Genomic DNA, 25832 nt, shown 5'->3' on the forward strand with positions numbered 1-25832 from the left:
AACAACTTAAATATCTGTAGTCCATTTCCTTCAACATACTAAACCTAATCTTTGCATATCAAACATATCAGTCAAGAAACAGCCAAAGCTTTAAACAAACGGCACTTCCTCATATCAAGCAGCCGTGCTCTTGCGCCTTAATTTGCGTAGGATTTTTCCCATACTACGTTTGTAGGCCAAAGGGTTCGTGTGCCCACTCCTATAACTGAGCTATGGTGCGCGCTTTCTATACCGCGCTTAACAGGAATTAACTATGACCACCGTCTTTATTGTTGACGACCACCCGGTTATCCGGCTCGCTATTCGTATGTTGTTAGAACATGAAGGGTATGAAATAGTCGGTGAAACCGACAACGGTGTGGATGCCATGCAAATGGTGCGCGAATGTGTCCCGGACTTAATCATTCTTGACATCAGCATCCCGAAACTCGACGGACTGGAAGTGCTTGCACGCTTTAACGCCATGAATTCGACCCTTAAAACACTCGTCCTGACAGCGCAATCTCCTACGTTGTTCGCCATGCGCTGCATGCAATCCGGGGCCGCCGGGTATGTGTGTAAACAAGAAGAACTGAGCGAACTTGTCAGTGCAATTAAAGCTGTCTTCGCTGGCTACAATTATTTCCCCAGCCAGGCCTTGACACCAGAACGCCACGAGGGTGGTGATTATTCAGAGATCGAACTATTCAAATCGGTCAACGACCGGGAGCTGATGGTTTTGCAGCTGTTTGCACAGGGCAAAACCAACAAGGAAATAGCCAAAGGCATGTTTCTGAGCAACAAAACCGTGAGCACTTACAAGAAGAGACTCATGCAAAAACTAAAAGCGAATTCATTGGTTGATCTTATCGAATTGGCCAAACGCAATTCTTTAGTGTGAGAAACAGGATGCCCACGCGGTTAATACACTTCCTATCACTGATCGCAGGTTTCATCCTGTGCTACCCGGTATTGGCCCATGCCACCGGCCGTGACAACTATTCATTGCTAAGCCGCTCGGGCATCTATTATCAGGAAGCGCCTCTCGATAAGCATCAACGTACCTGGTTGCAGGAAAAGCGCATATTACGGGTGGGTATTTCGTCTCCGGACTACCCGCCTTTTGACATGACCACCAGTGGTCAGGACTACGAAGGGTTTACCGCCGATTACACGGGGCTTTTGTCTCAGGCTCTCAACGTGTCCATCCGGGTTCAACGCTTTACTTCACGAGACCAGGCGATTCAGGCACTCGTGGAAGGCACCATCGATATGCTCGGTACCTCCAATGGCTATGAAGCAGCGAACCCCGACCTGGTCCTGTCCATTCCCTACGCGGTTGACCAGCCTGTACTGGTAAGCCGCGAAGGGGAAAATCGCTCGCTGACCCAAGGTCTGCAAGGCCTGCGCCTGAGCATGGTGTACCACTATTTGCCACTGGAGGATGTCAAAAAGCTGTATCCCAAGGCAATTATCCAGTCCTACCCGTCCTATCAGAATGCAATAAATGCGGTAGCCTTCGATCAGGCCGATGTCTTTCTTGGCGATACAATTTCAACGCACTACATGATCAACAAGGGCTATTTGAAAAACATCAAAATGGCCAATTTCAGCAAGCATGAAGCGTATGGTTTCAGCTTCGCCGTGCACCGCGACAACCCCATGCTGCTCAACATTCTCAATACCACCCTGGCGGCCATCCCCAACAGCGAACGTGAAAGCATCGCCAAGCGTTGGAGCGCAGGTAGCGATATCCTGCTCTCCGACCAAAAACTTCAACTGACCGAGCGGGAAGAGCGCTGGCTGGCCAAACACCCCACGGTCAAGGTCGTGGTCAACGAAACCCTGGCCCCACTCAGCTTTTTCGATGCCGAAGGTAATTTTCGGGGCATTACCGCAGACCTGCTTGAAATGATTCGACTGCGTACCGGATTACGTTTCGAGATCCAGCGAACCCGCAGTCTGGGCAACATGATCGACATGATCCAGCGTCACGAAACCGACATCATTTCAGCGATCAGCCCTTCGTTGTCCCGGGAGAGCCAGCTCCACTTCAGCCGCCCCTACCTCGAAAACTCTTTTGTTCTACTGACTGAAAAAGGCCATGACCACCCCTCAAATCTTGAACAATTAGCCGGTAAGCGTCTTGCACTGACGTTGGGCAATCCACTGACCCATTACCTGAAAAAAGAATTCCCCGACATTACCCTGGTTGAAACCGACGACATTTATCAGGCCACACAGCTATTGGCAGAAGGAAAAGTCGAGGGGGCGGTCAATACGTTGGTCATTGCCAACTACCTGCTGGCTTCCCAGCTTTTTCAGGACCGTTTACAAATCAGCGCCACGATCGGAACCCAACCCGCCACTTTCGCGTTGGCGACCGCCCGTGATGCCAGCGAATTGAGCACCATCCTCGATAAAGCCCTGCTCAGCATTGCTCCCGATGAACTGGGGATTATCAACAGTCGCTGGCGGGGCTATGTCCCAGCTTCTGACAGCTACTGGCGCAATTATCATCGCCTGATTTACCAAGTCATCATCGGTACCACGCTGCTGCTGCTACTGTCGCTGCTCTGGAATGCCTACATGCGCCGTCAGATCCAGCATCGCAAACGGGCGGAGCGCGCGCTAAACGACCAATTCGAATTCATGCGCGCACTGGTCAATGAGACCCCCCATCCCATTTACGTACGTGACCGTGAAGGCGTACTGAAAACCTGCAACGACAGTTACCTGAAAGCCTTTGCAGCCAAACGCGAGGATGTAATCGGCAAGACAGTCATCAAGTCCCGGCGTGCCATTAGCAATGAACACGAAGCACACGACTTCCAGGCGGACTACCTGCGCGTCATACGCGAAGGCACTCCATTGATCATGGACCGTCAACTGCACTTGGGCGATCAGGCCATCACGATCTATCACTGGATTCTCCCTTACCGGGATTCTCTGGGCGAAGTTCAAGGCATTATCGGGGGCTGGATTGACATCAGTGATCGTCGTCAACTGATGGACGAACTGCGTGCTGCCAAAGAGCGTGCAGATGAGGCCAACCGTGCCAAAAGCACCTTTCTGGCAACCATGAGCCATGAAATCCGTACGCCGATGAACGCTGTCATCGGCCTGTTGGAACTGACGTTAAAACGCGCCGACAAGGGGCAATTGGACCGGCCTTCCATCGAAGTGGCATATAACTCGGCCAAAGACCTGCTGGAGTTGATCGGCGACATCCTTGATATCGCCCGCATCGAATCCGGCCGACTGAATTTGTCTGCAGAACGTGTCAACCTGCGTGAACTGGCCAACGCAGTCATTCGGGTGTTTGACGGTCTGGCACGCCAAAAGAAACTGACCCTGGCCCTTAAGTTCACTCCTGAGCATGAAGCCCCGGATGTACTGATCGACCCGCTGCGTTTCAAACAAATCCTGACCAACCTGATCAGCAATGCCATCAAATTCACTGAACGGGGGCAGGTCACGCTGCAAATGGATGTGCGCCCCACCGAGGTCCCGGACCAGGTGGAGCTTCAACTCAGCGTGCAGGACACCGGCATTGGTATAAATGAAGCCGATCAGGCCCGGCTATTCCGCCCCTTCTCACAAGTTGAAAACTCCGGGCAACTGGCGTTGGGCGGCGCAGGGTTGGGTTTGGTCATCTGCAGAAGCCTGTGCGAAATGATGGGCGGCACGCTGACACTTAGCAGTCAGCCCACTGTGGGGACGCAAGTGAATATCACCCTGAAACTTCCCTCCCTTACGCCCTGCCTGGAACAGGCGGAAAAAGAGCCGGAAGTCGCACAGAGCACCCGTCCGCTAAATGTACTGGTAGTCGATGATCACCCGGCCAATCGCCTGCTGATGTGTCAGCAACTGGGGTTTCTGGGGCATATGTTTACGACCGCGCAGCACGGCGCTGCAGGGTTAGAGCTCTGGAAACAGGGCGTATTTGATGTGGTTATTGCGGACTGCAATATGCCTGTGATGAACGGTTATGACTTGACTCGGGCCATTCGCCATCTCGAGCACGCCGAACAACGCACGCCTTGCGTGATTTTAGGATTTACCGCAAATGCGCAGCCCGAAGAACGCCTCAACTGCCAGGAGGCAGGCATGGACGACTGCATGTTCAAACCCATAAGCCTCACGTTGTTAAGTAAGCGCTTGAACGAACTCAAGCCCGCTTCGAGCGAAGTCGCCTTTAATATCGAAAGTCTTTATGCCCTTTCCGGCTCTGATCCGGTTCGCGTCAAACGCTTGCTTGAAGAGATCCTGCGCAGTAACCGCATCGACCTTGAAGAGCTTCAAAAACTGACGACAAAAGACGGACTGGCACCTTTTTCAGAGTTGGCACATCGCATTAAAGGCGCAGCCCGAATTGTCAGTGCACACCTCTTGATAGCGCAATGCGAGGCCCTTGAGAAGGCCGATCTCAGTACCGTGCATCACTGCTGCAAGCAGGTAATTGATGCCATGGCATCGATGGAGCAAACACTGCTGACTGAACTTGAGAAACTGAACCACTGATTACCCCCTTCCCGCTGTGAACACAAAAAAAGCGCAGGTTATTCGGCCCTACTATGCTTAAGGCGACCTGAAGCTTGTTCACAGCGGAGACTCCTTAATGCCCATGACTGCGCCGGCCAGCAAGCGTCAGTTTCCGCTGCATGTGCACATCAGTGTGATGTTTACGTTGCTGTTGATAGTGCTCGGTGTAGCGCTGGGTATTTTCAATTACTTGCAAACAACGCGAATTATTCTTAACAGCAGCCAACAGTTGTTCCACCAGATCGAACAGGATGTTCAGCAAGATTTACAGCACACCTATCAACCGATTCGTCATGCGCTGAGGCTGCTTTCGCTCAATGCCAATACAGGCATTGAGCGAGCCGAAGACCGGATGGCCTTATTGGAGCCATTTGTCCAGACGCTCAAGGACAATCCTGCCCTGGCGGCGCTGTATGTGGGGGATGCGCAGGGGAATTTTTTTCTGGTTCGTCCGCTGCGGACACAAGCGGCTAAAGACCGTTTGTCTGCCCCACAATCAGCCGCTTACGAAGCTTGGAGCATTCAACGCTCAGACCAGATTAAGCCGCTGTCCCGACACTTTTTCTATGATGAATCCTTGTCATTGGCGGGCCAGCGCGACAACCCCAATGAAACCTACGACCCACGCCAGCGCAGCTGGTTTATCCCCGCCCGGGGTATTAACAACGAAATAACGACCAGCCCCTATCTGTTTTTTTCCACCCGTGAGGTTGGCACCACCCTGTCCGGCCGCGGTTCTGCGAAAGTCGTTATGGGCGCCGATCTGACCCTGTCGCAATTGTCCGCCACGCTTGCCAGACACAAAGTCACGCCGCACACAGAAATAGCCTTGTTCGATCAGGACAACAATGCAATCGCTTACCCTGACTATTCAAAATTGGTCGCGGCTCCAGAATCCTCTCAGTTGCCGAAAGTGGAGCAACTCAGTCCGGCCTTGGGCGCATTGATCACTCGCTCTGCCGAGAACACCGCTGAGCTGACGGCAGACCAGCGTCAGTGGATCGTGTCGAGGGCCGGACTTAGCGATGGCGCGCTCAACGGCCTGCACTTGGCCCTGATGGTCCCGAAGGATGAACTGCTCGCCGATGCATACCGGATGCGATGGCAGGGCGCCTTGGTCACACTGGGTATTGTGCTGCTATGCCTGCCCTTGGGTTGGCTGATTTCCCGGTTACTGGTCAAACCGCTGCGCAGGCTGGTGCAAGAGGCCGAAGCCATACGCCGTTTTGACTTTGATTACCCTGCGAGCCCTCATTCACCCGTGCTCGAGATTGACCAACTCGCGTCATCCATGCGTCGAATGAAAGAAACCCTGGCCAGCTTTTTTGAAATCACGGCCAGCTTGTCGGCCCACACCCGCTTTGAGCCGTTACTGCAATCGGTGGTGCTGGAGACCATGAAAATCGCTCAGGCTCAAGCCGGGCTGATTTACCTGACCGACAACGATGGCCCTGAGTTTGCCCTCAAAGGCTTGATCATTGGTGATCAGGCCCAAGACTTAGGCATTGTGCAGCGTTCGCCTATACATGCGGATGCGCGCGACTATCCCCAGTGGCTGCGCACACTGCGCCAAGGCAGCGACAGCGTGGTGTGCACGCTCAACCTTGAGCAGTCAGGCGACCTGCGACCCGTCTTGCAAGCACTCGACACCCACAGCGCACACTTACTTGGCATTCGCCTGCACAACCGTCACGGCGAAACCGTCGGCATTCTGGTATTGCTGCTTAACAACAGTGGCTCCAATGAAGACCGGGAGCACCTGCGCGCCGACCGGATCGCCTTCATCCAGGCCGTGTCCGGCGCGGCGGCCGTGTCCATCGAAAGTCAGCGTTTACAGGAGCGGCAAAAGCAACTGCTGGATGCATTCATTCAATTGCTGGCAGGCGCCATCGACGCCAAAAGCCCCTATACCGGCAGCCACTGCCAACGCGTACCGGCCCTGACCCTGATGTTGGCTGAAGCCGCGTCTGCCAGCCAGGCACCTGAATTTGAGGACTACAGCCCCACCGACGAAGAATGGGAGGCGCTGCACATCGCGTCCTGGCTGCATGACTGCGGCAAAGTCACGACTCCCGAGTACGTTGTAGACAAAGCCACCAAACTTGAAACGCTGTACGACCGCATTCATGAGATACGCACCCGCTTTGAAGTACTCAAGCGCGATGCATGGGTCAGTTATTGGCAAGGCCGGGCGTTGGGCGGAAACGATCAGCAATTGACGCAGATCCTTGAAGCAGCCCTGGCCGCCCTGGATGACGATTTTGCCTTCGTCGCACATTGCAACATGGGGGGCGAGGCCATGGCCGAGGCCGATCTGCAACGCCTGCAAACCATTGCCCTGCGCACCTGGACGCGCACGCTGGATGATCGTTTAGGGGTGTCATGGGAGGAAAACAAGCGTCAAGCAACGCGTGAGGAACACCCTTTGCCCGTCACCGAACGTTTGTTGGCCGACAAACCGGAACACCTGTTTGAGCGCAACGAATCGGAACGGATTGAACCCGACAATATCTGGGGTTTTCAACTGGACGTCCCTCCCTACAAATTCAATCGTGGCGAGCTGTACAACCTGAGTACAACCCGTGGCACGCTGACCCGCGAAGAGCGCTACATCATCAACAACCACATCGTGCAGACCATTCTCATGCTCAAGCACCTGCCTTTCCCGAGCTATTTGGGCAATATCGCTGAAATCGCGGGCGGCCATCACGAAAAAATGGACGGCACCGGTTATCCGAAACGGCTTAAGCGCGAAGAAATGAGTCTGGCAGCGAGGATGATGGCGATTGCCGATATCTTTGAGGCATTAACCGCTTCGGACCGCCCCTACAAAAAGGGCAAAACATTGAGCGAAGCGCTTAGCATCATGGCAGCCATGTGCCACGACGCTCATATCGACCCGCAACTGTTTGCGTTGTTTATGCACGAACAGATTTTTATGCAATACGCCCGGCGCTTTCTTGAGCCTGGGCAAATTGACGACGTGGATATCGATGCCCTGTTGCGCAAGGCCGGGCTTGCGGCTTAGCAGTCACTTAAACGCAAAAAGATCGCCGCCAGCGCTTCAATGCCGTGTTGATCCTGCTCGGTGAAACGGCCAATACGTGGACTGTCCAGGTCCAGCACGCCAATCAAGCGACCGTCCTTGACCAAAGGCACCACCAGCTCACTGTTCGACGCGCTGTCGCAGGCGATGTGGCCAGGGAACGCATGCACATCGTCAACCCGCTGAGTCTGACGGGTGGCAGCGGCTGCACCGCAGACGCCCCGTCCAAACGGGATGCGGACACAGGCGATCTGGCCCTGAAATGGCCCAAGCACCAGCTCTTCATTGCGATTAAGGTAAAAGCCGGCCCAGTTGAGGTCGTCCAGTTGATGAAACAAAAACGCCGAAAACTGCGAGGCGTTGGCAATAAAGTCACGTTCATCGGCCAGCAGAGATTCCAACTGCGCCTTTAACAAGGTGTAACCGTCCAGGCCTGCGCCTGTGGCGTTCAAATCAATCATTGGTTTGCTCCAGCAATTTCAATCCGACCCAGTAGCGCGCGAACTGATAGGCGCAACGACCATTACGGTTGCCGCGCCCGGTCGCCCAACGCACTGCCAAAATATCCAGCGCTTCATCACGTTGCCACTGCAGACCGGCTTTGGTCGCCAATACGCCGATCCAGTGCTCAACCACGCTCAAGAAATGTTCTTGTGTGAACGGATAAAACGACAGCCACAGACCAAAGCGGTCAGACAACGCAATTTTGTCCTCGACTGCCTCGCTGGGATGCAGTTCTCCGTCCACACGTTTCCAGTGTTCGTTATCGCTTTCGTTCTCCGGCACTAAATGCCGACGGTTGGAAGTGGCGTACAACAGGACGTTTTCTGGCGCCTGCTCCAGCGAGCCGTCCAGCACACTTTTCAGCACGCGGTAATCGCCCTCGCCCGCCTCAAACGACAAGTCATCACAAAACAGTACAAAGCGCTGTTCCAGCCCCTGTAGCGCTTCAACTACCCGCGGAAGATCCGCCAGGTGATCGCGCTCGATTTCAATCAGGCGCAACCCTCGTGAGGCGTATTCGGCCAGCAGCGCGCGGATCAGCGAGGATTTGCCCGTACCACGCGAGCCCCACAGCAATGCGTGGTTCGCCGGTAAACCGTCAAGGAATTGTTTGGTATTGCGCCCCAACTGATCGCGCTGTTTATCAATGCCGATCAAGTCGCTCAGGCGCATTTCAAGGCTGACGTCCAGCGCCAGCAAATACCCTGCACGTCCTTCTCGCTGCCAGCGTGCGGCAAGGGCATGCTCCCAGTCCACAGGCTCACGAATCGCTGGCAACAAGGGCTCAATACGCGCAAGCACAGCATCGGCACGCTCCAGAAAGGCATTCAGTTTAGAATCCACAACATCTCCTCAGACTGATACACAGATTGCGCATTGATGGAACGGCCTGGATATCCATTCCCGAAGTAACCGATACGAGCCAGCAGGATGATCCCGGCACCGCGTGTCGGCTAACCTGTTAATCTCTGGTCCGGCGAAAGGAATGGAAACAGGTGCAGCACCCTATGGATATAAAACTCACCCACCGCCTGTCTTTCAAACAGGCGCGGCTGACAGTGCTGGTCGGCTTTGTACTGGGGACGCTGCTCAGCCTGCTACAAATTGGCATCGATTATGCCAGCGAAAACGCTGCCATCAATCGTGAAATCCAATCCTTGCTTGAGATCAGCCATAACCCGGCCTCACGGATTGCCTACAACCTCGACTCTGAACTGGCGCAAGAGCTCGCGCTGGGGCTCCTGCGCTCACCCGCCATCATTGGCGCGCAGTTGATTGATAACGACAAATCGATGCTGGCCTCGGTGCACGATCAGCCCGAAGACGGCCGCTACCGCACGTTGAGTGACTTTTTGTTCGGCGCCAATCGCTCATTCGATGACCGGCTCTACTTCAATCATCTGCCCGAGCAAAGTGTTGGCGTGCTGCACCTAGAGGTGGACACTTACCCGTTTGGCAGCCGTTTCTTGCACCGTGCAGAAGTGACCCTGCTCACCGGCTTTGCCCGCAGCCTGATTTTGTCCGGGCTGCTGCTCGGGTTGTTTTACGTGATGCTGACCAAGCCTCTGGTCCGGGTGATTCGCGACCTGAGTAACAGCAAACCCGGCGATCCCACACAATCGCGTATTGATTGCCCGCCCGGCCATGAGGACGACGAGATCGGGGTGCTGGTCAACGTGGCCAACCAGCAATTTGACGCCTTGGTGCGAGAAATCGAACACCGGCGCAGCGCCGAGAACCGCTTGACCGAGTACCTGGCGCAACTGGAACACATCGTGTCGGCCCGCACCCAGGAGCTCAAGGCGATCAACGCGCGCCTGACGCAGTCCAATGAAGAGCTCGAAACCGCTCGCAGCACGGCGCTGGAGATGGCCCAGGCGCGCTCGGCGTTTCTCGCCAACATGAGCCACGAAATACGCACCCCGCTCAATGGCCTGCTGGGCATGCTGGCCTTGAGCCTGGACAGCCCGTTGAATGCCGAGCAGCACCAGCAACTGTCAATCGCCCACGATTCAGGCAAAGTGCTGGTCGAACTGCTCAATGACATTCTCGACCTGTCGAAATTCGATGCCGGGCAATTGGAGCTCGAACACATTGCGTTTGACCTCGGTGCGCTGGTTGAAGACACCGCCAGCTTGCTGTCCCAGAACGCTGCTCCCAGCGTCGAACTGACTTGCCTGATTGACCCGCACTTCCCGGCACTGGTGATCGGCGACCCGACGCGGGTGCGGCAGATCGTCAGCAATTTGCTGTCCAACGCGTTGAAGTTCACCCGCTTTGGTCGTGTAGATGTACGCCTGCAGGCACAAAACGACCGAGTGCGCATCGAGGTCTGCGACACCGGCATTGGCATTGCCCAAGAAGCCCAGGCCAGAATTTTCAAACCCTTTACCCAGGCTGGCGCGGGTATTACCCGGCAATTCGGCGGCACCGGATTGGGCTTGGCATTGACCAACAGCCTGTGCGAGGTCATGCAAGGACGTCTGACCATCAGCTCAGAAGTCGGTTTTGGCAGCCAGTTCTGCGCCGACCTGCCGCTGCCCTGCCACACGCCGGCCATTTCGCCCACGCCATTGCAGGGCAAGGTCATTGCCGTCACCACTGCCAGCAGCGGCTTGTCTGAGCTGCTTGGCAACCTGTTACCGACCTGGGGCTTGAACTACCGGCGCTTTTCCATCGACGATTCACTGGCAGGCGTTGACCCTGACTTGTTGATCACCGATTGCCCGGAATGCCTGTTTGGTTTGCGCCCCGCTATCAGTGCGCCGATTTTGCTGGTCACGGCCTATGGCAACTTCATGCCCGGCGATCAGGTGAATGCCCTCGCGCCCTTGCAACAAAAGGCCCGTCCACTGTCGCGCAAAGCGCTCTATCAAAGCCTGCTGCACCTGCTGCAAAAAGACGATGACGAAGCCTTGCGCGTGCCTGTCAGCAGTCAGCCAACCGAACATCGCGCGCGAATCCTGCTGGTCGAAGATAACCCCGTCAACCAGTTGGTGGCCAAAGGCATGTTGAGCAAGTTGGGATGCGATGTGGTGGTCGCCGCACACGGCGGCGAAGCCCTGAATCAGCTGGAACAACACGACTTCGACCTGGTGCTGATGGATTGCAACATGCCGGTCATGGATGGTTACGAAGCCAGCCGGCAGATCCGCCAAAGTGAGCGCTGGCCGGACCTGCCGATTGTGGCCCTGACCGCCAATGCCATGCCCGAAGAGCGCGAGCGTTGCCGGGCAGCGGGCATGAACGACTACTTGGCCAAACCCTTCCGCCGCGAAGAGCTTGAGGCGCTGCTGGACACCTGGGTGCCCTTGAAGCCCTGAGAAGTTGGCCTGACGTGAAGCAGCGCTTAGCCCAGCAGTGCTTCTATGTCGGGTTTTAACGCGTTGGGTTTGGTCGGCGGGGCATAACGTTTGATGGTCTGACCATCGGCGCTGATCAGGAACTTGGTGAAGTTCCACTTGATCGCTGTCGAGCCCAGCAACCCCGGTGCGCGCTTTTTAAGCGCCTTGAACAACGGGTGTGCCTGGGCACCATTGACCTCAATTTTTTTGAACAGCGGGAAACTCACCCCGAAATTGATCTCGCAAAACTGCGAAATGGCCGCCTCGTCCCCCGGCTCCTGTTGCCCGAACTGGTTGCAAGGAAACCCGAGAACCACCAGCCCGCGATCCTTGTACTGCTGCCACAGGGCCTCAAGGCCCTTGTATTGAGGCGTAAACCCGCAGTTGCTGGCGGTATTGACCACCAGCAGCGCTTTGCCGTTGAAGTCGGCCAAGGTTTTTGTTTCACCCGTCAGCGTAGTGCAAGGGATATTCAACACGTTATCGGTCATGACGGAGCCTCGAAAAGTGATGTTCAGTCGCGCGGTACGAGATCCAGACACACCGAGTTGATGCAGTAGCGCAGGCCTGTTGGCGGTGGGCCGTCGGGAAATACATGCCCCAAATGCGCGTCGCACGTGGCGCACACCACTTCGGTGCGAATCATCCCGTGGCTCACGTCACGGATCTCGACCATTGCGCTCTCGCCAATCGGCTCATAGAAACTCGGCCAGCCGCACCCCGAATCAAACTTGGCTTTAGCATCGAACAAAGGCGCATGGCAGCAGATGCAGTGATAAACACCCTCTGTTTTGGTGGCGTTGTACTTGCCTGAGAATGGCCGCTCGGTGCCTTTGAGACGGCATACGTTGTATTGCTCCGGATCGAGCATAGCCTTCCACTCGTCCAGCGTTTTTTCCAACTTCTGCATGGTTATCCCCCTGTCACTGAAAAACCCCCGACCAGTGGCTTTTCCAGGGGTCGGGTGGCACGTATGATTGCGCCTCGTTAAACGCCAGTCTGGCACCCGCGTTATCTGCATTCAAACGGATTGTTGAAGCAACGCGGATTGCCGCTGTGTGAAGACACAGAATTTCCCAGTCAGGCATCACCTCTGGCTGGATCGTTCATTTTCGGGATCACATCGCCATGCAGGTCAGCAAATCAAACAAGCTCGCCAACGTCTGTTATGACATTCGCGGCCCAGTGCTCAAGCACGCCAAACGCCTGGAAGAGGAAGGCCATCGCATCCTCAAGCTGAATATCGGCAACCCGGCGCCATTTGGTTTTGAAGCCCCGGATGAAATCCTCCAGGACGTGATCCGCAACCTGCCCACCGCTCAGGGCTATAGCGATTCCAAAGGTTTGTTCAGCGCACGCAAGGCGGTGATGCAGTATTACCAGCAAAAACAGGTAGAAGGCGTCGGTATCGAAGACATCTACTTGGGCAACGGTGTGTCCGAGCTGATCGTGATGTCGCTGCAAGCGCTGCTCAACAACGGTGATGAGGTGCTGGTCCCGGCCCCTGACTACCCGCTGTGGACCGCTGCGGTAACACTGGCAGGCGGCCATCCTGTGCACTACCTGTGCGATGAACAGGCTAACTGGTTCCCGGACCTGGCCGATATCAAGGCCAAGATCACACCGAACACAAAGGCCATGGTCATCATCAACCCGAACAACCCGACGGGCGCGGTATATTCCAGGGAAGTGTTGCAAGGCATGTTGGAAATCGCACGCCAGCACAACCTCGTCGTGTTCTCCGATGAGATCTACGACAAGATCCTGTACGACGATGCCGTGCACATTTGCACCGCATCGCTGGCCCCTGATGTGCTGTGCCTGACCTTCAACGGTTTGTCCAAATCCTATCGCGTAGCGGGTTTCCGTTCCGGCTGGATCGCCATCTCCGGCCCCAAACACAATGCCCAGAGCTATATCGAAGGCATCGACATGCTGGCCAACATGCGTCTGTGTGCCAACGTGCCAAGTCAGCACGCGATCCAGACAGCACTGGGCGGTTATCAGAGCATCAACGATCTGGTCCTGCCAAATGGCCGCTTGCTCGAGCAACGCAACCGTACCTGGGAGCTGCTCAACGACATTCCAGGCGTCAGTTGCGTCAAGCCCATGGGAGCCTTGTACGCATTCCCGCGCATTGACCCAAAAGTCTGCCCGATCCTGAACGATGAGAAGTTCGTCCTGGACTTACTGCTTTCGGAAAAACTGCTGGTGGTGCAAGGCACGGCTTTTAACTGGCCGTGGCCCGATCATTTCCGCGTCGTCACGCTGCCACGGGTCGATGACCTGGAGCAGGCGATCGGAAAAATCGGTAATTTCCTGAAAACTTATCGTCAGTAATTTCCCAACATGCTGTGCGACACATCAAATGTCGTACAGCATGTTTTGTATGAAATATTCTTCATCCGCCACATCCACTCGACTGCTGTCCTCCTCCCCGTACCTCGCTAAAACCGCCATGCCTTGTATTTATTGACCCGAAACCGAATTTTCGCCTCTAAAAAAAGTCAATCCGTATTAGGAAACGGCTTTCTTGCAACTAGAATCAGCCTGTAGGACACAGTTTGAAATAGTCACTTGGTTGAATAGCCTGTAACAGCACCTTATATACCCGCATGCGGCACTACCTTAAGACGAGGAGATTCTTACAACCATGATGCGCATTTTGCTGTTTTTGGCCACTAACCTGGCGGTCGTGCTGATTGCCAGCATCACCCTGAGCCTGTTTGGCTTCAACGGGTTCATGGCGGCCAACGGGGTTGATCTGAACCTCAGTCAGCTGTTGGTTTTCTGTGCAGTCTTTGGTTTCGCAGGATCTCTGTTCTCGCTGTTCATTTCCAAATGGATGGCGAAGATGAGCACCAGCACCCAAGTCATCACTCAACCCCGTACCCGCCATGAGCAATGGCTGATGCAAACCGTTGAGCAATTGTCCCGTGAAGCCGGGATAAAAATGCCGGAGGTGGGTATTTTTCCCGCTTATGAGGCCAACGCCTTTGCAACAGGCTGGAACAAGAACGATGCATTGGTTGCTGTCAGCCAAGGTTTGCTGGAGCGCTTTTCACCTGATGAAGTAAAAGCGGTTCTGGCTCACGAAATCGGGCACGTCGCCAACGGCGACATGGTGACCCTGGCGCTGGTGCAAGGGGTGGTGAACACCTTTGTGATGTTCTTCGCCCGCATCATCGGCAACTTTGTGGACAAGGTGATCTTTAAAAACGAAGAAGGCCGTGGCATTGCCTACTACGTGGCGACCATCTTCGCGGAACTGGTTTTGGGCTTCCTGGCCAGCGCCATCGTGATGTGGTTCTCGCGCAAACGTGAATTCCGTGCTGACGAAGCTGGCGCTCACCTTGCAGGTACGGCGGCCATGATCAGTGCCCTGCAACGCCTGCGTTCCGAACAAGGCCTGCCTGTGCATATGCCGGACAGCCTGACGGCCTTTGGTATCAACGGCGGCATCAAACAAGGGCTGGCCCGTATGTTCATGAGCCACCCGCCGCTGGAAGAGCGTATCGATGCACTGCGTCGCCGCGGCTAACACCGGCGACGAACCCTAAAGGGCGACTTCGGTCGCCCTTTTTCATGTCGGTTTGATGCGCGTCAGGCCGTTTTCTCCAGCCGGTACACACGCTCAACCAACCGGGTCGCACCACCTTTCAAAAACTTCCAGCTTTTACCCAGAATGTCCGGTTGCTCAAGGGTCTCGATTGACCAATGCGCCGTCAACAGATGCTGAACTTCCGGGTCGGGCACTGAAAACGGCGGGCCTTTCATCTCGCTCTGATCGTAATCGAGGGTGATCAACAGGCCCCGGCAACCCACTGGCAAGAGGCTCGTCAAATGGCGCGTGTAGTCCTCTCTCATTGGCGGGGGCAAAGCGATGAGTGCGGCTCGGTCGTAAACACCTGAACAGTCCCCTACCTCCTCAGCACTCAACGCAAAAAAATCACCACACAGCAAAGTCACCGACCCTGCCTCGTAGACACTGAGGCCGCCCCGCTGGCTAACCCTGGGCTTGAGATTATGTTCGCTGAAAAAGGCCTGCACCGCTGCCTCAGACAGCTCAACGCCCAGCACCTCATAACCCTGAGCCGCCAACCATGTTAAATCGAGGGTTTTGCCACAGAGCGGCACCAGCACGCGCGCACCGGGCTCAAGGCAGAGGTCTGGCCAATAACGCTCTAAATACGGATTCACGTGCTCCAGGTGAAAGCCAATCTGATTACGCTCCCAACGGTCGTGCCAAAAATCAGCCTGCATGATTCACCTTAAAATTCGATAGATAACCACTAAAACTTATATTGGATGTAGATCATTGATCAGGATGAAGATGACGCATCTTAACCTTGAGGGCCCTCTTCATGCTTCCCAGCCTGTTTATTTCTCATGGCTCGCCGATGCTGGCACTTGAACCCGGCGCCAGTGGGCCCGCCTTGACCCGCTTGGCAGCCGAGCTGCCGCGGCCGAAGGCCATCGTGGTCATGTCTGCACACTGGGAAAGCCCGGAACTGATTGTCAGCAGCGGCGCGGCTCCTGAAACCTGGCATGACTTTGGCGGATTCCCGCCCGCCTTGTTCGCCGTGCAATACCCGGCTCCAGGCGACCCGCAACTGGCAGCCAAGGTAGCGCAACGACTGGCTGACAAAGGGCTGCCCGCCCGGCTGGATCCCCTGCGGCCGTTTGATCACGGCACGTGGGTCCCCCTGTCATTGATGTACCCGCAAGCGGAGATACCCGTGGTACAGGTTTCGCTGCCCAGCCATTTGGGCCCAACCGCTCAAACTGCCATTGGCCGCGCCCTGGCCGATCTACGCGAAGAAGGCATCCTGTTGATCGGCTCCGGCAGCATCACCCACAACTTGCGCGAACTGGACTGGCACGCAGGCCCCGATCATATCGAGCCTTGGGCCAAGGCATTTCGGGACTGGATGATTGAAAAACTCGGGGCCGACGATGAGGCAGCGCTTCACGACTACCGGCGCAACGCCCCCTTTGCCGGGCGCAACCACCCGAGTGATGAACACTTGCTGCCTCTGTTTTTCGCTCGTGGGGCCGGAGGTGCATTTGATGTGGCTCACGAAGGCTGGACGTTGGGTGCGCTGGGCATGGATATTTACCGGTTCGGGTGAAGGCAGGCGATCGACCTGACGCCTGGTACAAATCCCGGCCAAAAAAAATCCCCGAACATGTCGGGGATTTTTTTATCGATCAATCACTGCAGCAGTGATTAATCTTCGCGGTAGCGACGCAGCTTGAGCTGTTTGCCGGCAACACGCGTGTCTTTGAGCTTGGCCAACAGTTTTTCCAGGCCATCTTCCGGCAGTTCTACCAGGCTGAAGCTGTCACGCACCTGGATGCGACCGATTGCTTCACGTGCCAGACCACCCTCGTTGAGGATAGCGCCCAGCAGGTTCTTGGCAGCGATGCCATCACGCGCACCCAGCGCGGTACGGCAACGGGCACGGCCTTCGGCCAATGGAACCGGAGCACGACGCTCACGATCACCACGCTCAGGACGATCACCCGAACGTTCACGCGGCGCGCTGTTAGGCACCAGTGGACGTTCGCGCTCGATGGCAGCCAGGGTCAGGGCTTGACCGTTGGTGGCTTTGCGCAACAGAGCGGCGGCCAGGGCACGCGGGCTGCAACCGATATCGGCAGTCAGGCGATCCAGCAGATCGCCGTGAGTCGATTCGGCATCAGCAACCAGCGGCGCCAGGCTGTTGGTCAGCTTCTTGATGCGGGCATCGAGAACGGCCTGAGCATCCGGCAGGCGAACTTCAGCAACCTTTTGACCGGTTACACGCTCGATCACTTGCAGCATACGACGCTCGCGCGGCGTTACCAGCAACAGCGCACGGCCTTCGCGACCGGCACGGCCAGTACGGCCGATACGGTGAACGTAGGACTCAGGGTCGTACGGCATATCAACGTTGAACACGTGGGTGATACGCGGAACGTCAAGACCACGTGCTGCCACGTCGGTCGCCACAACGATGTCCAGACGGCCATCCTTGAGGGAGTCGATAACGCGCTCACGCTGGTTCTGGGCGATGTCACCGTTCAGCGCAGCGGCTTTGTAGCCTTTGGCTTCCAGGGCACTGGCCAGATCCAGGGTCGCTTGCTTGGTACGCACGAACATGATCAGGGCGTCGAAGTCTTCAACTTCCAGCAGGCTCAATACAGCCGAGGTCTTCTGGTCAGCGTGAACCAACAGGTGAGCCTGTTCGATCGCGGTAACGGTCTGAGTCTTGGTCTGGATCTTCACGTGTTGCGGATCGCGCAGGTGGCGCTCGGCAATGGCACGGATCGACTGCGGCAGGGTTGCAGAGAACAAAACGGTCTGACGGGTCGATGGCAGAGACTTGAAGATCACTTCAAGGTCGTCCATGAAGCCCAGCTTCAACATTTCGTCAGCTTCGTCGAGAACCAGGTGGTTCACGGTTGCCAATACTTTTTCGTCACGACGCAGGTGGTCGCACAGACGGCCCGGTGTGGCGACAACGATCTGTGCGCCATTCCGGATTGCTTTCAGCTGTGGGCCCATAGGCGCGCCGCCGTAAACGGCTACCACAGTTACGCCAGGCATTTGCTTGGAGTAGGTTTCGAAAGCGGTTGCTACTTGCAGCGCCAACTCACGGGTTGGCGCCAGGATCAGGGCTTGCGGCTCGCGCTTAGCAGGATCGATGCGATGCAGGATCGGCAGGGCGAACGCGGCGGTTTTACCCGTACCGGTTTGCGCCTGACCAATCATGTCGTGACCGGCCATGATGATCGGGATCGATTGCTGCTGAATAGCCGAAGGTTCTTCGTAGCCAGTCGCTGCGACGGCTGCAAGAATGTTCGGATTAAGATTAAAAGCGGCGAAGCCGCCGGTTTCCTGGGTCATGGGTCTGCCTCTAAGTGCATCCGCAAAGACCCATGCTCCAAAGCTGCGCATGCCGTGTAAGACTCAAGAGTCGCCCTGGCTGCTTTGTCGGCGGGGATTTGCGAAAACGTTTAAATGAATGGAGCGTTCAGGGTTGTCCGCGAAACGGACGAGCAGCCGAAGCGTGCTTCGGGAAATGCGACACCTAAACGTGGCCCGGCTAAAGGCCGGCGCGCACTATACCGGATTTATCAAAAAAAAGAAGTGTTTTTTTAAGGCAAAAAGCGCTGTATGCCTCTATAGACCGGGCTTTGAGGATATTTTGAACCGCGAAAAAACGTAAAACCCTTGGCCACTCGGGGCCAAAGGCTAAAACGTTTCATCTTTACGCTGTTACGTGGCAGGCCGGATGGCCTTGATCAGGGGCTCCAGCGAATACCCCAGCGACGACGCCAGCGCCTGAGCACGCACTGACACGGCGCCCGGGTCCAGTGTCTGCTCCAGGTCCGCCGGCACCATGAGGATCACGTTGCCCTCCTTCACCGGCAACTCCCAGTAATGGCGATGGTACAGCCCCCGCAACAGGGCCGCCCCCAAGGGCTTGCCATCATCGGTGGCCCACTGGTTAATGATCAGCCACCCGCCCGGATTGAGTTTCTTCTGACAGTTTTCGAGAAACCCCCAGGCCAAATGCCCTGACGCAGGCCCAAGGTCGTTATAGAGGTCAACAAAAATCAGGTCCGCCGACTCGGCACTTTCGAGCAGTTCCAGTGCGTCCCCGATACGGATATACAGCCGGGGGTCATCGTCCAGCCCCAGGTACTCGATGGCCAGACGAGGCACGTCGGGTCGCAATTCAATGGCTTCGACATCTTCGAGGGGCAAGAACTTGAGGCACGCCTGAGTCAGGGTACCTGCGCCCAATCCTAAAAACAGCGCGCTCTCGGGGGCTTCATGGCACAGCGCGCCAATCAGCATGGCGCGGGTGTAGTCATACTCCAGCCAACTGGGATCAGCCGTGAAGACGCAACTTTGCTCGATCGCATCGCCAAATTCGAGGAAGCGGTAATCCTCCACTTCAAGCACCCGAATCATGCCGAAGTCATCATGAACTTCGGCGAGCAGACGCTCAACGCGCTCCTCAGACATTTCCTCTCCTTGCTGCGACCCGGCACAACCCGGGCATCGCACTAAAAAACCACCACTCGGCGCCGAGCAGAAAGGCGCGATTGTCGGCCATAGCAGCGCGACAGGTCACGCACTAATTTGCTGCTACCATGGCCCACCTCACTTCCACATTAGAGTCTGCGATGAGCCAATCCTGGAGCCCCGACAGTTGGCGAGCCCTGCCAATCCAGCAACAACCCATCTACCCTGACCCCGCGCACTTGCTGCGGGTCGAGCAGAGCCTGGCCAGTTATCCGCCGCTGGTCTTTGCAGGCGAGGCACGCGAGTTGCGCCGTCAATTTGCAGAAGTTACACAGGGTCGGGCTTTTCTGCTTCAAGGTGGCGATTGCGCTGAAAGTTTTGCCGAGTTTTCCGCCGCCAAGATTCGCGACACATTCAAAGTGTTACTGCAAATGGCCATCGTCATGACCTTCGCGGCGGGTTGCCCGGTCGTTAAAGTCGGTCGCATGGCCGGCCAATTCGCCAAACCGCGCTCGGCCAATGATGAAACCCTCAACGGAGTAACGCTCCCGGCCTATCGCGGCGACATCGTGAATGGCATCGGTTTTGATGAAAAAAGCCGCGTTCCGGACCCCGAGCGGCTGGTGCAGGCTTACAACCAGTCCACTGCCACCCTGAACCTGCTGCGCGCCTTTGCACAGGGCGGTTTTGCCGACCTGCATCAGGTACACAAATGGAATCTGGACTTCATCGCCAATTCGGCCCTGGCTGAAAAGTACAGCCAACTGGCCACCCGCATTGATGAAACCCTGGCCTTCATGCGCGCCTGCGGCATGGACAGCTCGCCGCAATTGCGCGAAACCAGTTTCTTCACTGCCCACGAGGCGCTGCTGCTCAATTACGAAGAAGCCTTCGTGCGTCGCGACAGCCTGACCAACGATTACTACGATTGTTCGGCTCACATGCTGTGGATCGGTGATCGTACGCGCCAGCTGGACGGCGCTCATGTCGAGTTTTTGCGCGGGGTCCATAACCCGATCGGGGTCAAGGTCGGCCCGAGCATGAATACCGATGACTTGTTGCGGCTGATCGACACCCTCAACCCGAATAACGACCCTGGCCGTCTCAACTTGATCGCGCGCATGGGGGCCGACAAGGTGGGCGATCACTTGCCGCCGTTGATTCGTGCGGTCGAAGGTGCCGGCAAGCAGGTACTCTGGAGCTGCGACCCGATGCATGGCAATACCATCAAGGCCAGCAGCGGTTACAAGACCCGCGACTTTGAACAGATCCTTCGCGAAGTGAAGCACTTCTTCCAGGTGCACCAGGCCGAGGGCAGCTACGCCGGCGGGATTCACATCGAAATGACAGGTCAAAACGTCACCGAGTGCATTGGTGGCGCACGCCCGATCACCGAAGACGGGTTGTCGGACCGCTATCACACCCATTGCGACCCGCGGATGAATGCCGATCAGTCACTGGAGCTGGCGTTTTTGATTGCCGAAACACTCAAGCAAGTCAAACGCTGAAAAAGCGTGCCTGCCACAACGGCCTCGCCCTTCAGCAACGGCACAAGGGTGCATGAAGACCCGTTTATTTGTTAAACGGGTCTTCCCAGAAGTGTCGATTGCTTTCGATTTCAATATCGGCCCGGCTAAGCCCAAGATCCTTGAGCGTCGCTTCACTGATCTTGCGCAAACACGCCCGCTCGCGGGCTAGCTGATGCCACCGAATGATGCGTGCCCACGCTGTTGCAGCCATCTGACCTTTCATCGCTTGAGTCCTCCTTGGGATGGCTCAAGTGTCTGACTGCGCATAAGATCAATCCAACGAATGTTTCTTATGCGAATCATCTCAGAGATTGATGCATGGCTGATTTCCCCAGTATCGACACCGATTTACTGCGCACCTTCGTGGCCATTGCCGATCATGGCGGCTTTACGCGGGCCGCCGACGTGGTCAACCGCACTCAGTCTGCGGTAAGCATGCAAATGAAGCGGCTGGAAGAGGATGTGCTGCAATGTGCGTTGTTTCAGCGCGACGGGCGTACGGTGTCGCTCACCACTGAAGGCCACGTGCTCCTTGGCTATGCGCGGCGCATTCTGAAACTGCACGGTGAGGTCTTTAATACCCTGCGCCAACCACACATGATGGGCATGATCAAGATCGGCTCACCGGACGATTATGTGATGCGATTTTTGCCCGGGATACTGTCGCGATTCGCTCAGGACTACCCGCTGATCAATGTTGAAGTGCACTGCGAGCCGTCCGCCTTGCTGCTGCAACGCAACGATTTGGACCTGACCATCGTCACCCGCAAGCCTGGATCCGAGAGGGGGCAAATCCTGCGTCAGGAGCGTTTTGTGTGGATGGTGGCGGCGGGTTTCACACCCCATGAACAAACGCCGTTGCCGCTGGCCATGTTCAACACCGAGTGCTTTTGCCGGATTTGGGCCTGCAACGCACTGGATGCAATGCAGCGCGACTACCGGGTCGCTTACACCAGCGCCAGCCTGGCCGCCATCAATGCCGTGGTGAGCACTGGCCTGGCAGTCACCGCACAGCTCGAAAGCCTGTTGACACCCGACTTGCGCATCGTCGGAGAAGCCGAAAATCTGCCGCTGCTGCCAACGGCAAGCATTGTGCTGTTACGCAAACCCAGCGCCCCACCCTCACCGATCATTGAATGTTTTGCTCAATACATCGTCGATGGCTTCAAGCCTTGATGGCCAGCAGCCCCGCACATATCAGCAAAAAACCGCAATACAAACCGCGCAGTACCCGTTCAGGCAAGGCGTGCGCAACCTTGACGCCCCAACTGATACTCAGCATCCCCCCAATGGCCATGGGAATGCCCATCAGCCAGTTCACCTCTTGATGAGCGGCGTAGGTCAGCAGCGTGACACTGGTGCTTGGCGCAGCCAATGCCAGTGACAGCCCTTGCGCCATGATTTGCGAGGTGCCGAAAACGCTGGTCAACACCGGGGCTGCCACCACGGCACCGCCGACGCCGAATAACCCGCCGGTCGTACCCGCCACAGCCCCCAGCACACCAAACCACGGCCAACCATAGCGCGCACCCTTAGGGTTGTGGCCCACGGTGCCGTACAACTTGATCAGGTTATAAAGCGTAATGGCCAGCAAAAACCCGACAAACCCCCAACGGATGACACGCTGATCCAGGCCCACTGCGAGCATCGCCCCCAGCCACGCAAAACAGAAACTCATGACCACCAGCGGCAATGCCTGACGCCAATCGATGCGATTGCGCTGGTTATAGCGATACAGCGCCACCAAGACATTGGGCACTGACATGACCAAGGCCGTGCCCTGCGCCATCTGTTGATCCAGACCAAACCACAGGCCCAGCACAGGAATGGCAATCAAGCCACCGCCGATGCCGAACAATCCACCCATCGCCCCCAGCGCAACACCCAAAGCGCTGTACATCACAAAATCCATCAACATCGCCAGCCCTCACGTCGAGCGGCCATGCTACCCAGTCCAGGACCTCTGGCAAAGCTCAAAGCCGGGCCTTGCACACGATTTCATGAAGCAAAAAAACCCGACCTTATGGTCGGGTTTTTTGTCGTGCGGTGAACGCAAGGATTAAACCTTGGCGCGGCCCTTGTAGGAACCACCGTCACGGGTATCGATCTCGATCCAGTCGCCGATTTCAACGAAATCTGCAACGCTCAGCTCGGTACCGTTTTTCAGCTTGGCAGGCTTCATCACTTTGCCCGAGGTATCGCCGCGAGCGGAACCTTCGGTGTAGTCAACCTGACGCACGATAGTGGTCGGCAGCTCAACGGAAACCAGACGGTCTTCGAAGAAAATAGCTTCGCAAACGTCAGTCATGCCTTCTTCAACGAAAGGCAGAACGGCTTCGATGTCTTCAGCGTTCAGCTCGTACATGGTGTAGTCAGTGGTGTCCATGAACGTGTAGGTGTCGCCGGAGATGAAGGACAGGGTCGCTTCTTTACGGTCCAGGATCACGTCGTCCAGCTTGTCGTCAGCGCTGTAAACGATTTCAGTCTTGTAGCCAGTCAGCAGGTTCTTCAGCTTGGTCTTCATGATCGCGCTGTTACGGCCCGACTTGGTGAATTCAGCTTTCTGAACCAACCAAGGGTCGTTTTCGAGCTTGATGACTGTGCCGGGTTTAAGCTCTTTACCAGTTTTCATTGCGAGTATCCGAATTTGGATTGAGATTTACAAAAATCTAGGCCGCGTATCATATCCAATTTCTATAAAACAGTACCAGCGCTTGCGCAAGATCGGCCTGGTTTGCCTGTTGTAGACACCAGCGCTCAGCGTGGACGGAGAGTTCTGCCCAGTGTTCCTGTACATCGTTCCAACTTTTGGTCATGTCTGCGCCCGCATTCCAGGCCAGCCACAAGTCGGTAAATCCCTGCGCGGCAGCCGGTGACAGGCCTTTGACGTATAACGCCAGGAAGGCTTTGAGCTTGACCCAATGGGCATCCTCTTCCTGCTCATAGATATGCCAAAGCAACGGGCGACCTGCCCACTGCGCCCGCACAAACGAGTCCTCACCCCGAACGGCATTGAAGTCACAACTCCACAAGAGGCAGTCGTAGTCTTCCTGCCGGACAAACGGCAAAGCCTGAACAGTCAAACGACCGCGCTGTTCAACGGTCGTGAGCGGTAATGCCTGAACGTCAAGCCAGCGCAATACGTCCGCCATGATTCGCCCTTGCGGAACCAGCAAGTGCGTCGGGTGATCGCCCCTTGACAGGGCTGTCAGCCAACTGGCCAACGCGGTATTTTCGTAAGCAAATAACGAAATCAGGCGCACACCCGGGACGGGGTTGACCCCGAGCGCTTGCAGGAACGCGTGTCGCACCCGCGGATCACGCTCAAAGGCCAGACGCCGAGCCAGTAAGTCGCCTTCGCGCAACAAGCCTCCCGTACCCGTTTCAAAGCCAGGGAAAAAGAACATCCGTTTGAGGCCATCGGGCCGCAGTGAAGGCAAGCCGTGGCACCCCACCACCCAGTCTTCAGCGCTCAGGTATTCAAGATTAATCCACAACGCGGGGCTGACTCGCTCTTTCATGTCGCGCAGATAAGGCTCTGGCAATTTGCAGCCGAACGCCTCGACGACCACATCAGCCACTGCCACCGCAGCCCACTCCTGTGGCCACTGGCGCACATCCACACCCTGCTGCCATTGCTGCCGGGCCGTGGCATCCGCCTCAGGACACAGCGGCACGAACGCCTGCAAATCGTCGACCCATAAGCGCACCGCCATATCATGTTCAGCGGCCAGTTGACGGGCCAGACGCCACGTAACGCCAATGTCGCCGTAGTTATCGACCACACTGCAAAAAATATCCCAGGAGACTTTCATTCCGGGCTCCAACATTCAAAGGACCGATTGTCCGCATAAAACAGCAGGGACAGAAGCGTTATGACGGATTAATCTGCGGGACAGTCGTGCGACAATCGCGGCTCACTCACATCTCGCGCCCGCCCGGAGGCTGCCATGCCCGCTCGTCCGATTGCTCGCCGTCGATTGTCAGTAACCCTCAGCCCGCTTTCACTGATCGGCTGTATTGCCCTTGGGCTTTGGCTCGGGTTTGTAGCGATAGCCTTGACAGGCTGGTTGATCTATCGCGCAGCCGGACCCGCCTCGTTGGCGCCGGTGGCAGCCATACTTGGCCAGACAACAGCAACGCCCCCGGTGACGGAACTTCCCGCCCCAAGCAATGTGATGTTCGAGCAATATCAGCAAAACCTTTATCAACACGCACAACAGCAACGTCTGGAGCAGGCGCGGGACAGCAACCGCAACGTGTCGAATCCCACCTGCCAGTTTTGGCTACAGCAAGATCAGAACGCACCTACCGACAAAAGCCGCGCCAATGTGCTGCGATTTTGCAATTGACTGAAGATCCGATCGTCCGCCCCTATGAACAAAACCGATGTACACCGCCTGTTACTTGAGAAGCTCGAGGTTGATCTCGACGTGCTGCAACGTGCGGCTCAGACCGCCTACGAAGCTGCCACCCACGAAGAAAATGTGGCCGAGAACAAGTACGACACCCTCGGGCTTGAAGCCTCTTATCTGGCCACGGGTCAGGCACGTCGGGTTGAGGAAATTCGTCAGGCGCTTAAACGTTGCCAGGCCATGTCGCTGGAGCCGCTGGATCCCGCGCGCGGCATTCAGGTCGGCGCGCTGGTGTGCCTAGAAACAGCAAATGGCAACCCGCAATACCTGTTGCTGGCCCCCGATGCCGCAGGTCTGACACTTAAAGCAAACGGGCAAAACATCACCGTCATCACACCTCGCTCGCCGCTGGGCGCGGCGCTGCTGGGCAAACAGGTCGACGATGAAGTGCAAATCAAGGTAGGCGCTGCGGTACAAACGTTCAGCGTGTGCGCCGCTTTCTAGACAGCC

Annotated in this window: 22 protein-coding genes; 11 read left to right on the forward strand and 11 right to left on the reverse strand. The window is 56.4% G+C overall.

Going from position 1 to position 25832, the window contains the following annotated elements:
* The first annotated feature begins 253 nt into the window (after positions 1 to 253).
* The 3 genes from HBN68_RS19010 to HBN68_RS19020 all read left to right on the forward strand — a co-directional run bounded on the left by HBN68_RS19010 (position 254) and on the right by HBN68_RS19020 (position 7552).
* Positions 254 to 880 carry a response regulator transcription factor gene (locus HBN68_RS19010; RefSeq protein ID WP_094995009.1) on the forward strand — a complete coding sequence of 209 codons (627 nt, stop codon included), beginning with the start codon at positions 254 to 256 and terminating at the stop codon, positions 878 to 880.
* 8 nt (positions 881 to 888) lie between these two features.
* Positions 889 to 4503 (forward strand): transporter substrate-binding domain-containing protein, encoded by a 3615-nt coding sequence (locus tag HBN68_RS19015; RefSeq protein WP_169965780.1) that lies wholly within the window; start codon positions 889 to 891, stop codon positions 4501 to 4503.
* Positions 4504 to 4600: 97 nt separating this feature from the next.
* Positions 4601 to 7552 (forward strand): HD domain-containing phosphohydrolase, encoded by a 2952-nt coding sequence (locus HBN68_RS19020; protein ID WP_169965782.1) that lies wholly within the window; start codon positions 4601 to 4603, stop codon positions 7550 to 7552.
* Here the strand turns inward: HBN68_RS19020 and HBN68_RS19025 are convergent.
* Together HBN68_RS19025 and HBN68_RS19030 are read right to left on the reverse strand one after the other, a co-directional pair.
* Positions 7549 to 8031 (reverse strand): GAF domain-containing protein, encoded by a 483-nt coding sequence (locus tag HBN68_RS19025; protein WP_094994892.1) that lies wholly within the window; start codon positions 8029 to 8031, stop codon positions 7549 to 7551. The two genes, HBN68_RS19020 and HBN68_RS19025, sit on opposite strands and share 4 nt — an antisense overlap.
* A complete protein-coding gene (locus HBN68_RS19030) occupies positions 8024 to 8917 on the reverse strand; it encodes an ATP-binding protein (RefSeq protein WP_094994891.1) in 894 nt (297 codons plus the stop codon). Before HBN68_RS19030 ends, HBN68_RS19025 begins: the two co-directional genes overlap by 8 nt.
* Before the next feature lie 164 nt (positions 8918 to 9081).
* On the opposite strand from HBN68_RS19030, the gene HBN68_RS19035 reads away from it, so the two are divergent.
* Positions 9082 to 11397, forward strand: a complete 2316-nt coding sequence (locus HBN68_RS19035) for a response regulator (RefSeq protein WP_094994890.1) — start codon at positions 9082 to 9084, stop codon at positions 11395 to 11397.
* Positions 11398 to 11423: 26 nt separating this feature from the next.
* Here the strand turns inward: HBN68_RS19035 and HBN68_RS19040 are convergent, their stop codons facing one another.
* Both HBN68_RS19040 and msrB read right to left on the reverse strand, forming a co-directional pair.
* A complete protein-coding gene (locus HBN68_RS19040; protein ID WP_094994889.1) occupies positions 11424 to 11909 on the reverse strand; it encodes a glutathione peroxidase in 486 nt (161 codons plus the stop codon).
* Positions 11910 to 11932: 23 nt separating this feature from the next.
* Positions 11933 to 12328, reverse strand: a complete 396-nt coding sequence (gene msrB / locus HBN68_RS19045) for a peptide-methionine (R)-S-oxide reductase MsrB (protein ID WP_094994888.1) — start codon at positions 12326 to 12328, stop codon at positions 11933 to 11935.
* A 218-nt stretch (positions 12329 to 12546) separates the two neighbouring features.
* Here msrB and HBN68_RS19050 point away from each other — a divergent pair, with 218 nt between their 5' ends.
* Both HBN68_RS19050 and htpX read left to right on the forward strand, forming a co-directional pair.
* The gene (locus tag HBN68_RS19050) at positions 12547 to 13758 is read left to right on the forward strand and encodes a pyridoxal phosphate-dependent aminotransferase (RefSeq protein WP_094994887.1); all 1212 of its coding nucleotides are present in this window, start codon (positions 12547 to 12549) and stop codon (positions 13756 to 13758) included.
* A gap of 313 nt (positions 13759 to 14071) precedes the next feature.
* On the forward strand, positions 14072 to 14959 hold the full coding sequence (gene htpX, locus HBN68_RS19055) for a protease HtpX (RefSeq protein ID WP_169965785.1): 888 nt from the start codon (positions 14072 to 14074) through the stop codon (positions 14957 to 14959).
* Positions 14960 to 15021: 62 nt separating this feature from the next.
* On the opposite strand, the gene HBN68_RS19060 is transcribed toward htpX, so the two are convergent.
* Positions 15022 to 15681 carry a thiopurine S-methyltransferase gene (locus tag HBN68_RS19060; protein WP_169965787.1) on the reverse strand — a complete coding sequence of 220 codons (660 nt, stop codon included), beginning with the start codon at positions 15679 to 15681 and terminating at the stop codon, positions 15022 to 15024.
* A gap of 101 nt (positions 15682 to 15782) precedes the next feature.
* Between HBN68_RS19060 and HBN68_RS19065 the strand changes: the two genes are divergently transcribed.
* The gene (locus HBN68_RS19065; RefSeq protein WP_094994885.1) at positions 15783 to 16550 is read left to right on the forward strand and encodes a class III extradiol ring-cleavage dioxygenase; all 768 of its coding nucleotides are present in this window, start codon (positions 15783 to 15785) and stop codon (positions 16548 to 16550) included.
* A gap of 98 nt (positions 16551 to 16648) precedes the next feature.
* Here HBN68_RS19065 and HBN68_RS19070 read toward each other — a convergent pair whose 3' ends face one another.
* Together HBN68_RS19070 and HBN68_RS19075 are read right to left on the reverse strand one after the other, a co-directional pair.
* Positions 16649 to 18310 carry a DEAD/DEAH box helicase gene (locus tag HBN68_RS19070; RefSeq protein ID WP_094994884.1) on the reverse strand — a complete coding sequence of 554 codons (1662 nt, stop codon included), beginning with the start codon at positions 18308 to 18310 and terminating at the stop codon, positions 16649 to 16651.
* Positions 18311 to 18682: 372 nt separating this feature from the next.
* Complete coding sequence (locus tag HBN68_RS19075; protein ID WP_169965789.1) at positions 18683 to 19438, reverse strand: spermidine synthase; 756 nt, start codon at positions 19436 to 19438, stop codon at positions 18683 to 18685.
* 161 nt (positions 19439 to 19599) lie between these two features.
* On the opposite strand from HBN68_RS19075, the gene HBN68_RS19080 reads away from it, so the two are divergent.
* Positions 19600 to 20946 (forward strand): 3-deoxy-7-phosphoheptulonate synthase class II, encoded by a 1347-nt coding sequence (locus HBN68_RS19080; RefSeq protein WP_094994882.1) that lies wholly within the window; start codon positions 19600 to 19602, stop codon positions 20944 to 20946.
* Positions 20947 to 21010: 64 nt separating this feature from the next.
* Here the strand turns inward: HBN68_RS19080 and HBN68_RS19085 are convergent, their stop codons facing one another.
* Positions 21011 to 21190 carry a DUF1127 domain-containing protein gene (locus HBN68_RS19085; RefSeq protein WP_169965792.1) on the reverse strand — a complete coding sequence of 60 codons (180 nt, stop codon included), beginning with the start codon at positions 21188 to 21190 and terminating at the stop codon, positions 21011 to 21013.
* 95 nt (positions 21191 to 21285) lie between these two features.
* On the opposite strand from HBN68_RS19085, the gene HBN68_RS19090 reads away from it, so the two are divergent.
* The gene (locus HBN68_RS19090) at positions 21286 to 22143 is read left to right on the forward strand and encodes a LysR substrate-binding domain-containing protein (RefSeq protein ID WP_169965794.1); all 858 of its coding nucleotides are present in this window, start codon (positions 21286 to 21288) and stop codon (positions 22141 to 22143) included.
* On the opposite strand, the gene HBN68_RS19095 is transcribed toward HBN68_RS19090, so the two are convergent.
* The 3 genes from HBN68_RS19095 to earP all read right to left on the reverse strand — a co-directional run bounded on the left by HBN68_RS19095 (position 22133) and on the right by earP (position 24782).
* The gene (locus HBN68_RS19095) at positions 22133 to 22885 is read right to left on the reverse strand and encodes a sulfite exporter TauE/SafE family protein (RefSeq protein WP_169965796.1); all 753 of its coding nucleotides are present in this window, start codon (positions 22883 to 22885) and stop codon (positions 22133 to 22135) included. The genes HBN68_RS19090 and HBN68_RS19095 overlap by 11 nt on opposite strands.
* Before the next feature lie 141 nt (positions 22886 to 23026).
* Positions 23027 to 23599, reverse strand: a complete 573-nt coding sequence (locus tag HBN68_RS19100) for an elongation factor P (RefSeq protein ID WP_047273922.1) — start codon at positions 23597 to 23599, stop codon at positions 23027 to 23029.
* 49 nt (positions 23600 to 23648) lie between these two features.
* The gene (gene earP / locus HBN68_RS19105; protein WP_169965798.1) at positions 23649 to 24782 is read right to left on the reverse strand and encodes an elongation factor P maturation arginine rhamnosyltransferase EarP; all 1134 of its coding nucleotides are present in this window, start codon (positions 24780 to 24782) and stop codon (positions 23649 to 23651) included.
* 135 nt (positions 24783 to 24917) lie between these two features.
* On the opposite strand from earP, the gene HBN68_RS19110 reads away from it, so the two are divergent.
* Positions 24918 to 25319 (forward strand): hypothetical protein, encoded by a 402-nt coding sequence (locus HBN68_RS19110; protein ID WP_094994877.1) that lies wholly within the window; start codon positions 24918 to 24920, stop codon positions 25317 to 25319.
* A 24-nt stretch (positions 25320 to 25343) separates the two neighbouring features.
* Positions 25344 to 25826, forward strand: coding sequence for a GreA/GreB family elongation factor (locus HBN68_RS19115; RefSeq protein ID WP_169965800.1), 483 nt, complete (start codon positions 25344 to 25346; stop codon positions 25824 to 25826).
* Positions 25827 to 25832 lie beyond the last annotated feature (6 nt).

It is taken from the genome of Pseudomonas sp. WS 5078 (genome assembly GCF_012985745.1).
Lineage (GTDB): Bacteria > Pseudomonadota > Gammaproteobacteria > Pseudomonadales > Pseudomonadaceae > Aquipseudomonas > Aquipseudomonas lundensis_A.

Coding starts and splice junctions, on each gene's coding strand:
- HBN68_RS19035 (WP_094994890.1), top strand. CDS start 9,082: ATGGATATAAAACTCACCCACCGCCTGTCTTTCAAACAGGCGCGGCTG.
- earP (WP_169965798.1), bottom strand. CDS start 24,782: ATGAAAGTCTCCTGGGATATTTTTTGCAGTGTGGTCGATAACTACGGC.
- htpX (WP_169965785.1), top strand. CDS start 14,072: ATGATGCGCATTTTGCTGTTTTTGGCCACTAACCTGGCGGTCGTGCTG.
- HBN68_RS19025 (WP_094994892.1), bottom strand. CDS start 8,031: ATGATTGATTTGAACGCCACAGGCGCAGGCCTGGACGGTTACACCTTG.
- HBN68_RS19040 (WP_094994889.1), bottom strand. CDS start 11,909: ATGACCGATAACGTGTTGAATATCCCTTGCACTACGCTGACGGGTGAA.
- HBN68_RS19095 (WP_169965796.1), bottom strand. CDS start 22,885: ATGTTGATGGATTTTGTGATGTACAGCGCTTTGGGTGTTGCGCTGGGG.
- HBN68_RS19015 (WP_169965780.1), top strand. CDS start 889: ATGCCCACGCGGTTAATACACTTCCTATCACTGATCGCAGGTTTCATC.
- HBN68_RS19050 (WP_094994887.1), top strand. CDS start 12,547: ATGCAGGTCAGCAAATCAAACAAGCTCGCCAACGTCTGTTATGACATT.
- HBN68_RS19100 (WP_047273922.1), bottom strand. CDS start 23,599: ATGAAAACTGGTAAAGAGCTTAAACCCGGCACAGTCATCAAGCTCGAA.
- HBN68_RS19090 (WP_169965794.1), top strand. CDS start 21,286: ATGGCTGATTTCCCCAGTATCGACACCGATTTACTGCGCACCTTCGTG.
- HBN68_RS19065 (WP_094994885.1), top strand. CDS start 15,783: ATGCTTCCCAGCCTGTTTATTTCTCATGGCTCGCCGATGCTGGCACTT.
- msrB (WP_094994888.1), bottom strand. CDS start 12,328: ATGCAGAAGTTGGAAAAAACGCTGGACGAGTGGAAGGCTATGCTCGAT.
- HBN68_RS19115 (WP_169965800.1), top strand. CDS start 25,344: ATGAACAAAACCGATGTACACCGCCTGTTACTTGAGAAGCTCGAGGTT.
- HBN68_RS19020 (WP_169965782.1), top strand. CDS start 4,601: ATGCCCATGACTGCGCCGGCCAGCAAGCGTCAGTTTCCGCTGCATGTG.
- HBN68_RS19075 (WP_169965789.1), bottom strand. CDS start 19,438: ATGTCTGAGGAGCGCGTTGAGCGTCTGCTCGCCGAAGTTCATGATGAC.
- HBN68_RS19080 (WP_094994882.1), top strand. CDS start 19,600: ATGAGCCAATCCTGGAGCCCCGACAGTTGGCGAGCCCTGCCAATCCAG.
- HBN68_RS19110 (WP_094994877.1), top strand. CDS start 24,918: ATGCCCGCTCGTCCGATTGCTCGCCGTCGATTGTCAGTAACCCTCAGC.
- HBN68_RS19010 (WP_094995009.1), top strand. CDS start 254: ATGACCACCGTCTTTATTGTTGACGACCACCCGGTTATCCGGCTCGCT.
- HBN68_RS19070 (WP_094994884.1), bottom strand. CDS start 18,310: ATGACCCAGGAAACCGGCGGCTTCGCCGCTTTTAATCTTAATCCGAAC.
- HBN68_RS19085 (WP_169965792.1), bottom strand. CDS start 21,190: ATGAAAGGTCAGATGGCTGCAACAGCGTGGGCACGCATCATTCGGTGG.
- HBN68_RS19060 (WP_169965787.1), bottom strand. CDS start 15,681: ATGCAGGCTGATTTTTGGCACGACCGTTGGGAGCGTAATCAGATTGGC.